This is a genomic window from Shewanella oncorhynchi (assembly GCF_030848765.1).
Lineage (GTDB): Bacteria > Pseudomonadota > Gammaproteobacteria > Enterobacterales > Shewanellaceae > Shewanella > Shewanella oncorhynchi.
The window spans coordinates 121,011-135,185 of record NZ_CP132914.1 but is presented as its reverse complement, the minus strand read 5'-3'; the positions used below and the strand labels follow the sequence as shown (position 1 = coordinate 135,185).

General features: G+C 47.2%; 14 protein-coding genes and 1 tRNA gene. 6 read left to right on the top strand and 9 right to left on the bottom strand.

What is annotated here, in order from left to right:
- Nucleotides 1-24 precede the first annotated feature (24 nt).
- A complete protein-coding gene (locus RA178_RS00625; RefSeq protein ID WP_306684100.1) occupies nucleotides 25-648 on the top strand; it encodes a LysE family translocator in 624 nt (207 codons plus the stop codon).
- Between the two features lie 26 nt (nucleotides 649-674).
- On the opposite strand, the gene RA178_RS00620 is transcribed toward RA178_RS00625, so the two are convergent.
- Nucleotides 675-1,940 carry a mechanosensitive ion channel family protein gene (locus RA178_RS00620; protein WP_113941257.1) on the bottom strand — a complete coding sequence of 422 codons (1,266 nt, stop codon included), beginning with the start codon at nucleotides 1,938-1,940 and terminating at the stop codon, nucleotides 675-677.
- Nucleotides 1,941-2,149: 209 nt separating this feature from the next.
- Between RA178_RS00620 and RA178_RS00615 the strand changes: the two genes are divergently transcribed.
- Nucleotides 2,150-2,728 carry an outer membrane protein gene (locus RA178_RS00615; RefSeq protein ID WP_173496984.1) on the top strand — a complete coding sequence of 193 codons (579 nt, stop codon included), beginning with the start codon at nucleotides 2,150-2,152 and terminating at the stop codon, nucleotides 2,726-2,728.
- 32 nt (nucleotides 2,729-2,760) lie between these two features.
- Here the strand turns inward: RA178_RS00615 and RA178_RS00610 are convergent, their stop codons facing one another.
- Nucleotides 2,761-3,153: a DUF1090 domain-containing protein gene (locus RA178_RS00610; RefSeq protein WP_105250960.1), complete on the bottom strand. Its 393-nt coding sequence runs from the start codon at nucleotides 3,151-3,153 to the stop codon at nucleotides 2,761-2,763.
- Between the two features lie 215 nt (nucleotides 3,154-3,368).
- On the opposite strand from RA178_RS00610, the gene RA178_RS00605 reads away from it, so the two are divergent.
- Both RA178_RS00605 and RA178_RS00600 read left to right on the top strand, forming a co-directional pair.
- Nucleotides 3,369-3,998, top strand: a complete 630-nt coding sequence (locus RA178_RS00605; RefSeq protein WP_306684097.1) for a DUF3157 family protein — start codon at nucleotides 3,369-3,371, stop codon at nucleotides 3,996-3,998.
- Between the two features lie 139 nt (nucleotides 3,999-4,137).
- Nucleotides 4,138-5,133, top strand: coding sequence for a DUF481 domain-containing protein (locus RA178_RS00600; RefSeq protein WP_306684096.1), 996 nt, complete (start codon nucleotides 4,138-4,140; stop codon nucleotides 5,131-5,133).
- Here the strand turns inward: RA178_RS00600 and RA178_RS00595 are convergent.
- The gene (locus tag RA178_RS00595) at nucleotides 5,116-5,568 is read right to left on the bottom strand and encodes a VOC family protein (protein ID WP_306684094.1); all 453 of its coding nucleotides are present in this window, start codon (nucleotides 5,566-5,568) and stop codon (nucleotides 5,116-5,118) included. The two genes, RA178_RS00600 and RA178_RS00595, sit on opposite strands and share 18 nt — an antisense overlap.
- Before the next feature lie 18 nt (nucleotides 5,569-5,586).
- Entirely contained in the window at nucleotides 5,587-6,225 is a 639-nt protein-coding gene (locus tag RA178_RS00590; RefSeq protein ID WP_306684092.1) for an MliC family protein, read from the bottom strand.
- A gap of 451 nt (nucleotides 6,226-6,676) precedes the next feature.
- On the opposite strand from RA178_RS00590, the gene RA178_RS00585 reads away from it, so the two are divergent.
- Nucleotides 6,677-8,005: a M48 family metallopeptidase gene (locus RA178_RS00585; protein WP_168826895.1), complete on the top strand. Its 1,329-nt coding sequence runs from the start codon at nucleotides 6,677-6,679 to the stop codon at nucleotides 8,003-8,005.
- A 128-nt stretch (nucleotides 8,006-8,133) separates the two neighbouring features.
- Here the strand turns inward: RA178_RS00585 and yedF are convergent, their stop codons facing one another.
- The 3 genes from yedF to fdhD all read right to left on the bottom strand — a co-directional run bounded on the left by yedF (nucleotide 8,134) and on the right by fdhD (nucleotide 10,528).
- Nucleotides 8,134-8,367, bottom strand: coding sequence for a sulfurtransferase-like selenium metabolism protein YedF (gene yedF, locus RA178_RS00580; protein WP_107946196.1), 234 nt, complete (start codon nucleotides 8,365-8,367; stop codon nucleotides 8,134-8,136).
- Entirely contained in the window at nucleotides 8,367-9,581 is a 1,215-nt protein-coding gene (gene yedE, locus RA178_RS00575; protein WP_306684091.1) for a selenium metabolism membrane protein YedE/FdhT, read from the bottom strand. Before yedE ends, yedF begins: the two co-directional genes overlap by 1 nt.
- Before the next feature lie 110 nt (nucleotides 9,582-9,691).
- Entirely contained in the window at nucleotides 9,692-10,528 is an 837-nt protein-coding gene (gene fdhD / locus RA178_RS00570; protein WP_113941247.1) for a formate dehydrogenase accessory sulfurtransferase FdhD, read from the bottom strand.
- 141 nt (nucleotides 10,529-10,669) lie between these two features.
- On the opposite strand from fdhD, the gene RA178_RS00565 reads away from it, so the two are divergent.
- Nucleotides 10,670-10,764: transfer RNA gene (locus RA178_RS00565), tRNA-Sec, on the top strand.
- On the opposite strand, the gene selB is transcribed toward RA178_RS00565, so the two are convergent.
- Together selB and selA are read right to left on the bottom strand one after the other, a co-directional pair.
- Complete coding sequence (gene selB, locus RA178_RS00560; RefSeq protein WP_306684089.1) at nucleotides 10,749-12,680, bottom strand: selenocysteine-specific translation elongation factor; 1,932 nt, start codon at nucleotides 12,678-12,680, stop codon at nucleotides 10,749-10,751. The genes RA178_RS00565 and selB overlap by 16 nt on opposite strands.
- The gene (gene selA, locus RA178_RS00555; protein WP_306685382.1) at nucleotides 12,677-14,098 is read right to left on the bottom strand and encodes an L-seryl-tRNA(Sec) selenium transferase; all 1,422 of its coding nucleotides are present in this window, start codon (nucleotides 14,096-14,098) and stop codon (nucleotides 12,677-12,679) included. The genes selB and selA overlap by 4 nt, the downstream gene beginning before the upstream one ends.
- Nucleotides 14,099-14,175: the final 77 nt, after the last annotated feature.

Sequence of the window (14,175 nt, the reverse complement as noted above, 5' to 3'; positions counted from 1 at the left end):
TTTATTCCATTTAGAGCAGCAAATATGCAACCCGAAACTTGGTTACTCTATCTCTTCGCCATTGTATTGATTGGGATTTCACCAGGTCCTATCGCTATGTTGTCTATGTCCCATGGGATCCACTTCGGCAAGATGCGCAGCATAGCCACAGGCCTTGGCAGTGTTAGCGCCGCTTTAATCTTAATGATGGCGTCAGCGGCAGGACTGGGGGCGATTATTAGCGCCTCAGAATACGGTTTTACTCTGCTCAAATGGTGCGGCGCGGCCTATTTAGTATTTTTAGGTATTAAGCTGTTATTGACGAAAAACCAAGGTCAAGCCCTTGAAGTTAGCCCGTCAGAGGGCAAAGGTACGCCTTGGCAGCTTTATAAACAGGCGTTTCTAGTGGGGATCAGTAATCCGAAGGATTTACTGTTTTTTGCCGCCTTGTTTCCGCAATTTATCAATCTTGCCGCGCCGCAATTACCGCAACTGACCATTCTTGCAGTCACTTGGGCCGTGGTGGATTTTAGCTTTGTGATGATTTATGCCTGCATGGCCAATGTACTTGCGCCCAGCCTAAAGGCGAGCAACAAGCTGCATTGGTTTGACAGAACCAGCGGCGGTATTTTTCTTACCTTAGCCGCGATTCTTGTCTCTCGAAACTAAATCGATAATCATCGACAGTCATCAAACTAGTCGACCTTAACCGACTTTAAACTGCGAATATCATTGCCGGTGGGCGCTTGGAACGCCTGCAGACCAAACTCAGGCAATATTGCAAAAACATGGTCGAAGATATCCGCTTGTATCGCTTCATAAAATGCCCAGCGAGTGTCGTTAGTGAAGATATAAATCTCGATCGGTAGACCCTCTGTGGTTGGCGCGAGCTGCCGCACCATTAGGGTCATGTCCTTGTGCACCTTATCGTGACGCTGTAGGTATTCCTGCAGGTAAGCGCGGAAGGTGCCAACGTTAGTCAAATGGCGACCATTCACTTTCATATCAAGGTCAGAGACTCTGGCATTCGCCTCACGAATTTCATTTATTTTTGCGGGGAAATATTCTTTTAAGCAATTGATCTTACTGAGACGTTCGCGCTCTTCCTCGGTCAAAAACTTTATGCTGTTGATATCGATATTGATCGCGCGTTTGATCCTGCGACCGCCCGACTCAGACATACCCCGCCAGTTGCGAAACGCATCCGACACTAAGGCATAAGCAGGGATCATAGTGATGGTTTTGTCCCAGTTACGCACTTTCACTGTGGTCAACGAGACTTCTTCTACCGCACCGTCGGCGCCGTATTTGTCCATCTGGATCCAGTCGCCTTTACTCACCATACGGTTAGCTGCTAACTGAATGCCCGCCACAAAACCTAAGATAGTGTCGCGGAACACTAACATCACAAAACCCGTTGCCACACCTAAGCCGCTGAGGAAGTACACAGGTGATTGATCGGCCAAGATTGAGATAGAAACGATAATCCCAACAAAGAATAAAAATAGCTTAGTTAACTGTACGAAACTCTTAACAGGCAAGCGCCGACTCACCAGATTCACATCTGAAATTTCATCAACCGCATCCATACCTGCATACATAGCGCGGATAATCAGCACCACTAACCAAATACTCAGTAATCGGTCGACTAGCCCGCTTAACAGTGGATGCTCAGTCAGCGCGATTGGCACCAATAGATTAAGTACGATAGCGGGCACAAGCATGGCCAGCTTTTCAAGTACCTTATAACGCATGAATACATCATCCCACGTCGCCTTAGAGCGCAGGATTACCATATTCACCGCACGAATCACCACGCGTCGGACAATAAAATAAGCGATGCTCGCTAACAGTAAGCAAGCAATGACCATAACTGTGGTCGATATTCCATCAGAGGGTTGGCTATCAATCCCAAAGCCCGCTAACCATGCCGAAATTTCGAGCCTTATTTCCTGATCCACAATTTCACTCCAACGTAGGCGCTAGCGCAACAAACCCATACAAAGGTAACTGCCGAGTTGAACTCGGTTAAATATCACCCTAGAAAACACTCAAATCAAAACACAAAATATTTACAAACACTTATTTTAAAAGAGATTTTAGCATTTTGAATTGACCCAGCACACAGGAAAATGAACAATATTTCCCCTATCCCTAAGGAAACCATCCCATGAGTCGTCATTCATATACGCTAGCCTGTCTTAGCTTTGGACTCCTGAGCCTATGCCAACCGCTTCAAGCGGCCGAATATAGCACTTCTAAGCAATTAGTTAGGCCAGATAAATCAGACGAAACTGCCAATGCACCTTATATCGCTCTCATGCTCGATTATATTCCCGCCACAGATAATCTCTATGGCATTACAATCGCCCCCTATCATTTCGATAATAATTACCAACAATGGGGTTATTACCTAGGCTATGCCCGCAGTCGTGAAACCGATATTATCGTGCCAGAACCCGCGCAGTCCTATCGCCAAGAAAGCCTCTTCCGCTTAGGCTTAAGCTACAGCTTAACGGCAGATTTAAGCTTTTATGCCGGAGGCAGCGGCTATATCAGCACAGTGTCTTACACGAATAACATTTCACCCAAAATTGTCGATGGCAAACCCACATGGGAAGAAGATAAAACGACCCGTTGGGGCGCAGAAGCTGGGCTAAGATATCGAATCACTGAGCACTTCATACTGAGTGCCGGTTATAACTCCAGCACAGAATCCACTATTTTAAGCATAGGTTACGCGGGCTAAGCTCCTAGCGATTGGGCTTGAGCTTGAACTATTTATTGCGTTAGCTCGGCTCGCGCCTTAGCAAGATCAGCCTCGACTTCGGCGACTTTATTGCGTTTCTTGTTGATTTTATCCATAGAACGACCTTCTTCTATGGCTTTGGCCAATTCGTTTTGGCGCTCGGTGAGTTTTTCCTCTAAGGCCTCAACTTTAGCGACTCGCTCGGCGTATAAGCTATCATCGTCGCAATGGGTTGAAACTTCGTCATAGGCCTTTTCAAGTCCCGCGACTTTATGCTTATTACCTGCCGCTTTTGCTTGGGCAAGTTCGGCACTAATAGCATCTAATTTCGCCGCGCAGCCCACTTTCGGTGCTTCAGCAGCCAAAGTGACAGTGCTAAATGCCAATCCAATCACTAAGCCATAAATCCCATGTTTCATCTGCATCTTAATCTCCTGTTACTTTATTCATTGAGCATACCGCTCATGTACACCTATCTAATAGTGCCACAGTCAGCTAGCTCAATCTGTACTAGCGTTAAAATCTCGCCATTAATCCACTTTATTCATCAAAACACGACTTAGACAGTGACTAACATGCGGCAAATTGTTTATGTTAGGGCAGAATATTGACTCAGACGGATATCGGAGCCAGAAAATTAATGCACACTTCATTACGCCTTAGCGCACTTAGCTCATTGTTATTGCTAACATCATCGGTTATGGCGGCCGACGTAGCCAATATCACCCTAGAAAATGGCGCCCAAGTCAGACTCAAAGACGACTTTACCTGGGAATACGTGATCACTGAAACCAAAGCCGCGCCCAATGCCCTAGCCGCTGCAGCCGTAGCAAGTGCATCGAGCAATGTTGCCAGTGTCCCAAGTGCCGCAGTTACCACTCAAACTGTTGCTGCGCCAGTCACCACATTGACCGCCACTGCGATTACCCAACCTGAGCAATTAGGCTCAACGGCAAAAGATGGGATCAAAGTCAGCTTTGTCGAAGGTCAATGGAAAGGCGACAAACTCGGACTCAGCTTCGATCTCGCCAGCACCAGCAATGAACACGTTACCTTAGTTGAAGTTGAAGCTAGCTTCTTCGCCGATAATGGTACTTTGCTCAAAACCGAAAAACTCGAAGTGTGGGAAGCCATTTTCCGCATGCCTGAGACCTATCTACGCAAAGGCGAACAGCGTAAAAGCAGCGTCATTTGGGTCGAAGGCATAGATAAAGCCCAATGGCAGAAGCAGCTCATTAACCTCAAAATCACCGAAATTAACTCACGCTAACATGGCAAAGAAGTAAGGGATTGCGAACCCGTTTTCAATCCCTTATCAACACTTTTATCAAATGTTATTGCTTTGTAGAGCCTGTGTTCGAGTAGAATGACAACACTAACTCTCCCCTTATTTTGAGCCCACGAGCAAGATGCATAATCTGATATCCAATCCAGCATTGTACCTTGTTGCTACGCTCTGTAGTGTCAGCCCCTTGTGTTATGCCGACACAGTTTTTTTGCTCAATGGCGATAAAATTAGCGGTGAAATTAAAGAGTTTAACGATCAAAATCTCATCATCAACACCAGTTATACCCCTAAAATTACCATTCAACGCAGTGCCATTCTCAGCCTCGAAGTCACAGATCCTAGACCTTGGAGTGTCAGTCGTTCCATACAGGACATAAGTATTCAAGCCTCTAATGAACATGGCATGGTATTAATTAATAACCAACACACTCCCGTGAGTGAGTTGAGATTTTCGCAGCACTATGCAAACTCAGATTGGAATTTTAACGGTAGTGTAGAAACCACACTCGATGTCACCAAAAACAAGAAAAATAGTCAGAAGCTACATATCAAAGGCGATATCACAGCGGAAACCTTGCAATGGCGACATAATATCAAGACCGAAGTGCGCTACGAAACCGAAGATGACGTGACTAAGCGCAACACCCTCGAAGGACATTATTCATTAGACTATCTGCTCAATGAGCATTGGCTGTTACGTCAGGAAGATTTTTATGAAGAAGATAAACTCGGCATCGATAGCCATAGCTATTATGCAGCGCTCGGTCCTGGTTATCGTTTTTGGGGTGCTGGGCGCGATAAATTAGACTTCGTCGTAACCTACAACCATTTTTGGCTTGAACAACAGTCCTTTAAACTAGAACTAAATGCTTGGGCGGCCTCACTTAACTATAAGCAATATTGGTTTGGTGGCATTTTAGAGTCCTATGCCGATCTGCAAATTGCCTTCCCAGATATGCCTTCGATTGATTACATCTCAAACTCGACAGTAGGACTTAAATATCTGCTAACTCAGCGGATTTATTTGTCATTTAAATATGACTTCAACGACACTAAAACAGTGATAGGCAATACGAGAGATACCAGCTACACCTTAGGATTAGGGGTTAACTTCTAATCCTGATTCCCGATAAGCTAACCTGTGAGCCGTAGGATGTTCATCATTCAATTGCAGTAAATCCCATAAGTTACCGTAGAGATCTTTAAACACAGCGACTGTGCCATAGTCTTGTTCTTGCGGCTCGCGCGCAAACTCCACGCCATCGGCGACCATACGGCGATAATCACGCCAAAAGTCATCGGTATTCAAGAATAAAAACACCCGCCCACCCGCCTGATTACCGATAAAATCGAACTGCTCAGGTTTAGACGCCCGCGCTAACAAGATAGACGCGCCCTTAGAACCCGGTGGGGCAACAACGACCCAGCGCTTATCTTGCTCGGCTTGATAAGTGTCTTCGACTAATTCGAATTTTAATTTATTCACATAAAAATCAATCGCCTCGTCGTAATCTCTTACGACTAAGGCGATATGCACGAGAGCTTGTTTCATGGCGACCTTAAATCAATCCTATTTAGTCACCAGTTTACAGGTCATTTCTGGTGCTTCGTAGCCCCAAACCACTTTAGCTTCGCCTTGATGTTCCCATAGGCTTTCATTGCGGCCTTGATACTTAGCGCCGCTGCCGCTGGGTTGCACAAACATTAATGAAGTACTATCACCATGTTCAGCAATCAGGGTGGCAGGTTCGGTTTTAAAATAAGTCACGACCACTTCGTTAGCTGGATTGCCGTCACAGGCATAAAACACTGGGCCGGTCATATCGACTAAACGATATTGTGCCTGCAGTTCGGCAATGCGGGTTTGATAGCTAGATTCAATACACGCGTGCTTATCGTCGCTCTTCCAGCATTCATTACGGCCTTTCACCCAACCACGTTGCATCGCCTTTAAAGTAGGAGGTTGTTCATTCTTCGCTTTTTCAAGCGCTTGGCTATAAACCTTAGCTAACTGATTATCAAGTTGGTTCAGCCCCGCATCCTTACAGACCATGTCTTCAATACTGCCAGAATTCACTTTCGTGCAGTCAAAAGAAGGTGCGTTAGCCGCCATTACTCCCGCACTTAACGCGCTAACCATCACGCCTGCGGCACAGTACCATTTGAAACCCAATCGATTACTTATCATCTTATTTGTTAACTTAGCCATCTCAATTCCTTTGTATTTCTGTGGTTTGTTTCAACGCTTGCCATAGCTAACCCTATATAGGCTTAACCGAGCCTGACTCAAAGCACTATGCCTTGAAGAACCATGCCTTAAAGTGCACTCATAGTGATGTGATTTACTTTTATCTCGGTTCTAACTTAAGACTTAACCCTCAGCCGATATGCTGCGAAAACACCTAATTCTAGTGCGCTGCGAGGAAAATGCCCAGAGACTAAGAGCCACTTACCAACCTGTGTCCGCCTGCATAATCGGACTCTTTAGCGCTAAAAAGCCACAAAATCTTGACGAAATCGACCTACTACAATTTGTGCATAGCTGATTAAACTAATGACAAAACGGTTAATTTTTTGCTTTGCACGCGATAGTGGTTGAATTTTCGAGTAAAATTGACTACTTTCACGCCGTTTGTCTCTTCACAAGGAAAAGGATCAACATGGAACAAGTTATTACCGCAGGGAACGAGAATCCCATTCAAATGACAGATATTGTCTATTCGAAGGAAAAATCGCTGTTCACTCTGTTAGCTATTATTTCTGGGATCGTCTGGGCGGCATTGATCATAGGCACTTTTGGCATGGCGCTGCTCTATGTGTTGATGTTTTTCATTATTTATCTCTTTAGCCACTCCGCCTTTATCAGCTACTTAAAAGGCACGGCTGTCGAAATCAATGCAGAGCAGTTTCCTGAATTACATAAACAATATTTAGCGTGTTGCGAACGTTTAGAAATGCGCGAGCCACCACGCGCTTACTTATTGGCAGCTGATGGCATGTTAAACGCACTGGCGACACGCTTCCTCGGTCGCAACTATATAGTGCTATTTTCATCGATTGTGGATGCGCTTGAGTCAGATAAAGATGCGCTCAACTTCTATATCGGCCACGAGTTAGGCCATATTCGCCGCAATCATATAGGTAAAGCGCCCTTCTTAGTCTTCGCCACTTGGTTACCTTTAGTCGGTGCGGCTTATTCTCGCGCCTGTGAATATACCTGCGATCTCCACGGATTACGTTGCTGCAACAGCTTACGTTCAGCCACAAATGCCGTTGCTGTGTTAGCCGCTGGTGTCGAGCAATGGAAACGTATGAATGTGGATCAATATATCCGCCAAGCCAGTGAGTCGAGTGGTTTTTGGATGTCGCTGCACGAGCTTAATGGCAGCTATCCTTGGTTGACCAAGCGCATGGCAAGAGTCCAAGCCAAAGCACAAGGAGTGGAATATGCACCGCCATCACGCAGTGCATGGGCCTATGTACTCAGCTTCTTTATGCCACGTTTAGGCACAGCGGGCGGTGGATTGATAATCTTCGCTGCGATTATTGGTATTGCTGCAGCAGTTGCGTTGCCAGCGTATAAGGACTATCAAGAGAAAATGGGTGCCACCACGAGTTATGAGGCACCAACCACGACCGAAGCCACACCAGCAGCATTGAATGTACCCGATGCGGCACTGGCCATTGCCAGTATCGATCAGCAACATCAAGCACTGGCACCGATCACTGACATCTTAGTCGGTTACTATCAAACCAACAAAGCTTGGCCAACCGAATTGGATGTACTTGGACTCACGGACGAGCAGATTGCAACATTTAATCTGTACACAGATGGCATAGTCGGTTTTATAGGAAGCGAAGCACTCGGGGATTATCAAGGCTATGAAGTCTATCTATCGCCTCAAGTTGATGAGCAAAATAATATCACTTGGGTTTGCAGCAGCAACGGTATTCCGGATGAATATCTGCCAGTAGATTGCCAAGGTTAATCCTGAATTTGCCCAATTAGCTGAAAGAAACTTTTACTGAGGAAGCTAATTGTATTTCCTGAGGAAATAGTAAAAAGCACAAACATAAGTTTGTGCTTTTTTGTTTTCATAATCGCGAAAGTCAGTGATTAACGCTGGATCAGATAACGAATAGTCGGACCATTCTGCTCAATTTCCAGCACTTTATAACCATGATTTTTAGCGTCGAGGGGAATGTTGTTAATAGACTGCGGGCAGTCACTAATCACCTCGAGAATTTCACCGGGCTTTAACTTTGGCATAGCCTCAAGGGTAGCCACTGCGGGATAAGGGCAAGGTTCACCCACCATATCGAGTTGATAATCGGGAATATATTGAGCCATTACGCCGCCTCCGCTAGCAATTGTTCATCACGCTTCGCCTTACGGGCAAAGAAACGTTTTTCCCACAGCAACATAGCGCCAAAGGAGAGCCCCAGCAGCACATAGGTCAGCAATAATCCGCCTTTATCGCCAAAGCTGGTCAGTAAATTAACTTTGTCCCAGTTCGTTGCTAATGGCTGAGCGATATCATCCCAGTAATACGCCAGTAAGGTTGAACCCAACACGTTACCTAAGCCCACCCACCAGAAATGTACTTGGCCTTCGACTGCACGATACATCCAACCCGTTTCACAACCACCAGCCAGTACAATACCAAAACCAAACAGTAAGCCGCCGATCACCGCATTAGGGCCAGCCCACATGATCTTAGGTGGCACACCCAGTTGCACATAGCTGTAAATACCTATCGCACTGACCGCCATACCTAAGATAATCGCCTTCGCCATGTGAGTACGACCAGTGATCCACATATCGCGAAACGCTGAGGTAAAACAGATTTGGGCCCGTTCGATTAATAAACCAAAACCAACACCACAGAGCATAGCAATGCCGAGTTTTGGCGCATTGAACATAGTTAACAACCCCCAACCGACGATGCCAATAAACACCAGCATACCGATACGGAAACGACGTCTAGCTTGGTTTTCGTCCTGCTTGATTGAAGTCGCTTTATTTACCTTTTTCAGTTTTATCGGAATACGGAACATAGGTAGTAAGGTAAATCTTGCACCAAAGTAAGAACCTGCCGCAGTCGCCAAAGCAAAGAACCAAGCATGTAAAGAGAACTGCGGAATACCCGTGAAGAAGGCGGCAAGGTTACAACCCATAGCTAAACGGGCACCAAAGCCAGCAATAATGCCGCCGATCAGTGCCTGAGCAATACGGATACGGCTCTGTGGCATACGCAGTTTGACGTTATTGGCCCAAAGCGCAGCAGCAATACAACCACCAAACATACCGATAATCATCATGCCGTCGATACGATCTAGAGGAGAGCCCTGCAGACCTATCACTTTGAAATAGCCCCAAGTTTCTGGTTCTGCACCTAAAAACTGCAGTAAATGACCACCCCAACGAGTGAATTCCCCAGTAACGGCCCAGAAGGTTCCGGTCAAACCAAAATAGTAAGTAGAAAGGATACCCGCAGCGATAACCGCTGGCATAGGTGCCCAAAAACGGACTAAATATTCTTGTTTAAATTGTTGCCATGTCATGTCATTACCCTAATGAACGAGACTATAAAAAATAAGCGCAATGCGCTTATAACCTGTGTGCCAGAGTGATTGAAGTCGTTCGACAACTTCAATCACAAGTGGCCTCACGCTTAAATGGCTTTAGCTAAGCTGACACACTGCTGCCCCAACAGGCGATAACCGTGGGTGTAAAGCGTTGCCCTGCCATTACGGCAAAAACCGATAAGCGTGATATTGCTTTTCTCTGCTAATTCCAACGCCAGTGAAGTCACGGCGGACATAGCAAACAGAATTTGGATATTGGCACTAGCGGCCTTTTGCACCATCTCAAAACTCGCGCGACTGGTGAGCAATACGGCCACTGGACGTTCCACATTGTGAGCGGAAAAGGCGCCAATTAGCTTGTCTAGTGCGATATGCCTGCCTATATCCTCATAGGCGGCGATGATCTGTCCTTGATGGTTAAGCCCCATGGCTGCATGAGTGGCGCCCGTCAGCTTAAAATGTTGTTGATTATCTTGAATTTGCCCAAGTGCAACCTGTAAGTGTTCGATATCGAATCTGGCATCTGAGTCCACCCGCATCACAGGCTTGACGGCCTCTTCGAGCTGGGCGACGCCGCACAATCCACAACCTGTGCGTCCTGCCATATTGCGCCTTTGCTGCTTGAGTTCCATAAAGCATCGTTGGTTGATTTCCACTTGGATCAACACACCTTCACTGGTGAACTCGAGCTCCACCCCTTTGATATCATTGATATGGGAAACGATACGTTCAGATAACGTAAAACCAATAGCGAAGGCTTCTAAATCTTGAGGGCTCGCCAACATCACGGTATGCGCTATGCCGTTATAGACCAGTGCGACCCGCACTTCATTAGCTAAGTAGTCTGTCAGCTCAGATGCGTGCCCATGTTCTAACAAGATCACGTTTCTTTCGGTAACCACTTCATGTGAATGATATTCCATAGCGCCCCTTTAAAACTATAAAACCAAATAAAAACAATTAGTTTGATGACAATTTAAGACTTGTATCACAAACCCATAAACTAAATAAGAATCGCCTTGAATCATCTTTACGCATTTTCTACTATCCCTAGGTCTTCTATTGGAAGAACGTCGTCTCCGGTGAGGCGTCCGGATTTCAAATCCGGGTAGGGCTGCCAGCAGTCCTGGGTAGGTTCGACTCCTATGTTCTTCCGCCAATTCTCATGGGAAAAAACAACTCGGCATCCCGAACTTCTCGGCTATTACTGCGATACTTCCTACGGGTAAAACCACTTCTGTCAAAGAACTCAAGCAGTTGAATACTCACCTTACGCCCAAGCCCAACCATATCTTTAAATTCTGCCGTTTCGAGCTTGCCGTGTTCTGCAATATGAGTACGCACTAAGCTGGCGTAGTAACAGATTTGTTCGCTAAGCAAATATCTGTCCTTCACCACAGCAGTAATAAATCCCTGCTGCACCAGCTGGAAACACAGCAGCCTTAATTTGGCAGGTTCTAGCGCAAGGTATTCGCCCATTTCGGTGACCCATACAGGGGCTGTTTGCTGTGCCAGCCAAGGCGCAAGCGCCTGCCAACAATGCTGCGCCTCAGCATCTAGCACTATTTTGTGCTCGGCCAATTGCAACAAGGCACCACGCAGCACCATGCGACCTTCTTGGCAAAGCGTGTCGAGCACTTTATTGGCTAATTCGGGCGGCAAAGCGCTATGGCTCATGCGTTGCAGGCGATTACGTCCAAGCCCAAGTTGGTCAGGATGCTGTTGATGGAACTCGTGAAGTAAAGTAATAAACTGTTGTTTTTCTTGCTCAAGTAAACTTGTCGCTATAGCAAATGCCCCAAAACGGACTAAACCCGCTTGGGCTAACAGCATAGCCAGCCCTTCGTCGGTTAATTGCCAACGCCACGCGATTTCATCAAGCTCTAGCGCCTGAGCTTGGCCAAGTAAAACCACCACATGGGCAGGATTATCCAAGCGTGCTAATTGCAGTAATCTCGCGACTCGTTCAGGCGTACGTTTCTTACGATTAGGGACTTTCAACGCCAACACTCGCCCCGCACCTAAAGTCTGTTTACCCCCAATGTGTCGCAGGACAATTCGATCGTCCTGACATAGGAGTAGCGGCTTTTCGAGTACTAACTCCGCCAGACAGAAGCCTTCTTCATCAGCTTCATTTAACAGGGAAACTCGACCTAAAGTATGATCGGCGCCATGGTGACAGTGGACATTTTGCCAATGCACCAATGACTCACAGCCTAAAAAATCGAAGGCTCGAATGTGCACAACAGGGCGGCTACAGAGCTCGGCTTGAGGCAAACTGCTCAGCCAATCGCCACGCTCTGGCTCCCTATGATTATCGACACCCGTTAAATTGAGTGCTACGCGTGTACCCGTGACAGCCCTTTGGGCTTCTTGTCCCTGACAATGTATGCCTCGCACTCTGAGTTTGGCCTTTTGCCCTGAGCTAAAAAGACTATCCCCCACACATACGCTGCCACTGATCACTGTGCCAGTCACGACACAACCCGCACCTTTCACACTAAAGGCGCGATCGAGCGTCATCCTAAAGCTGCTGGCATCCTCCGCCCGCTTTGACTCTTGCTCACCTAAATCAAGAATATGCGCCTTCAGCGCCGCCACGCCATGAGATGTTAAGTCGGCGGTGCCATTCGCCGACACTTCAAAAACACCACTGGCCTCAATGCCATACTCGGCGAGCAAAGTGAGCCCATCGGCGACAAGCTGTGCCGCCTTGTCACTATCAACTAAATCCCGCTTAGTTAGCACTAAGGTCAAACTGTGCAAAGGTAAGAGCGCAAGAATTTGCAGATGCTCACGGGTTTGCGGCATTACGCCATCGTCACAGGCCATCACTAACAGGGCATGCCGAGCATGACTCACGCCCACCAGCATGTTGTTGATAAATTTTTCGTGGCCGGGCACATCAATAAAAGCAAGGCGCGAACCATCTCGAAGTGGCATAAATGCATAGCCAAGATCGATCGTCATACCACGGCGTTTTTCCTCCGGCAGACGATCGGTATTCATCCCCGTCAAAGCGCGAATAAGCGTACTCTTGCCATGATCGACATGACCCGCAGTAACAATGATCACAACTGCACACCTAAAGTGCTCAACTCGGCGAGGAGTTCGGCTTCACTATCAAGACCGCGCAGATCTAATCTGAGTTGGTCCTGACTCATGCGACCTATGATAGGCCGTGCCGCCTGCTTAAAATGTTGCTCTAGTAGGCTTAAACTGCCGCCATTGAGTGCGGTAAAACACAGCGCCACTGAGGGTAAAAAAGTATCTGGCTGCGAGCCACTGCCGACCTGTGTTTGGCACTCGACTAACTCAATGCGATAACAAGGTTCAAAATGTGGAACCAAAGCTTGCTGTAAGCGACGACCAATCTGCCATAACGCCTCTTGGCTACGGGCAAATTTCGCCATAATAGGCAGCTCAATGTCTAAGGTTTCAGGGTTAAGATAGTGGATCAATGTCGCTTCTAACGCCGCCAAAATCAGCTTATCGCAACGCAGGGCGCGCTTTAGTGGATGACTCTGTAACTGCTTAATCAGCGACTGTTTGCCAACGATCAAACCAGACTGAGGGCCACCCAATAGTTTGTCGCCGGAAAAACTGACTAAATCGACACCATCGGCTAGCATGGCTTGGGGTGTAGGTTCTTGCTTTAGACCAAAGCGGCGCAGATCAGTCAGTGAACCGCTGCCAAGATCTGAAATGAGTGATATGCCACGCTCACGACATAACTGACCCAGCCTTGCCTCCTCCACTGCGGCAGTAAAACCACTAATATGATAATTACTGGTGTGGACCTTCATTATCGCAGCGGTATTTTCAGTAATGGCCTGCTCATAATCCTTAAGGTGAGTCCGATTGGTGCTGCCGACCTCGACTAAGGTGCAGCCCGCTTGGCGCATAATGTCAGGGATGCGAAACGCGCCGCCAATTTCCACCAACTCACCACGGGAGACTATGACTTCTTTCCCCGCTGCCACCGCTGACAGCATCAACAACACAGCTGCGGCATTGTTATTCACGACACAACAAGCCTCGGCACCCGTTAAGCGCTGGATTAAAGCACTGATCGCATTATCCCTGTGACCACGTTCACCTGCCGCAAGCTCAAACTCCAGCGGTGTGGGGTAGCGCATAACAGAAGTCACGGCTCGAATTGCCGCTTCTGACTGTTGCGCTCGGCCAAGGTTGGTATGCAATATGGTGCCAGTGAGATTCCACACGGGTTTTAAGCTGTGGCTGTAATCGTTAGACAGTTGATCAACCAAACATCTGTGCAATTGCGCAAGATCGCCACACCATGTCGGCAAACGGTGCTCGCGGCCGATTAAGCTGCGCGCCGCCTTTAACTGGGTATCCAGTGCGGCCTTTACTGCCGCTTTGCCGTAGGACTGCTGCAATACCACAAAACTAGGCTCTGCAAGTAGGCTATCCATTGAAGGCAAAGCTCGGTACAGAACTTGTGGTGTTTCAGGTGCTTGGGTCATCATCTGTGTCATTTTGTTTATATTATTGCCATTGGTTTATAAAAAGCAGGAAGGGATCAGCAACCCGACTCCCTCCCGCA

What these genes read in the sequence shown, in the direction of transcription:
- RA178_RS00625 (WP_306684100.1), top strand. Translation starts at nt 25, where the DNA reads ATGCAACCCGAAACTTGGTTACTCTATCTCTTCGCCATTGTATTGATT.
- RA178_RS00615 (WP_173496984.1), top strand. Translation starts at nt 2,150, where the DNA reads ATGAGTCGTCATTCATATACGCTAGCCTGTCTTAGCTTTGGACTCCTG.
- RA178_RS00610 (WP_105250960.1), bottom strand. Translation starts at nt 3,153, where the DNA reads ATGCAGATGAAACATGGGATTTATGGCTTAGTGATTGGATTGGCATTT.
- RA178_RS00605 (WP_306684097.1), top strand. Translation starts at nt 3,369, where the DNA reads ATGCACACTTCATTACGCCTTAGCGCACTTAGCTCATTGTTATTGCTA.
- RA178_RS00600 (WP_306684096.1), top strand. Translation starts at nt 4,138, where the DNA reads ATGCATAATCTGATATCCAATCCAGCATTGTACCTTGTTGCTACGCTC.
- RA178_RS00595 (WP_306684094.1), bottom strand. Translation starts at nt 5,568, where the DNA reads ATGAAACAAGCTCTCGTGCATATCGCCTTAGTCGTAAGAGATTACGAC.
- RA178_RS00590 (WP_306684092.1), bottom strand. Translation starts at nt 6,225, where the DNA reads ATGGCTAAGTTAACAAATAAGATGATAAGTAATCGATTGGGTTTCAAA.
- RA178_RS00585 (WP_168826895.1), top strand. Translation starts at nt 6,677, where the DNA reads ATGGAACAAGTTATTACCGCAGGGAACGAGAATCCCATTCAAATGACA.
- yedF (WP_107946196.1), bottom strand. Translation starts at nt 8,367, where the DNA reads ATGGCTCAATATATTCCCGATTATCAACTCGATATGGTGGGTGAACCT.
- yedE (WP_306684091.1), bottom strand. Translation starts at nt 9,581, where the DNA reads ATGACATGGCAACAATTTAAACAAGAATATTTAGTCCGTTTTTGGGCA.
- fdhD (WP_113941247.1), bottom strand. Translation starts at nt 10,528, where the DNA reads ATGGAATATCATTCACATGAAGTGGTTACCGAAAGAAACGTGATCTTG.
- selA (WP_306685382.1), bottom strand. Translation starts at nt 14,098, where the DNA reads ATGATGACCCAAGCACCTGAAACACCACAAGTTCTGTACCGAGCTTTG.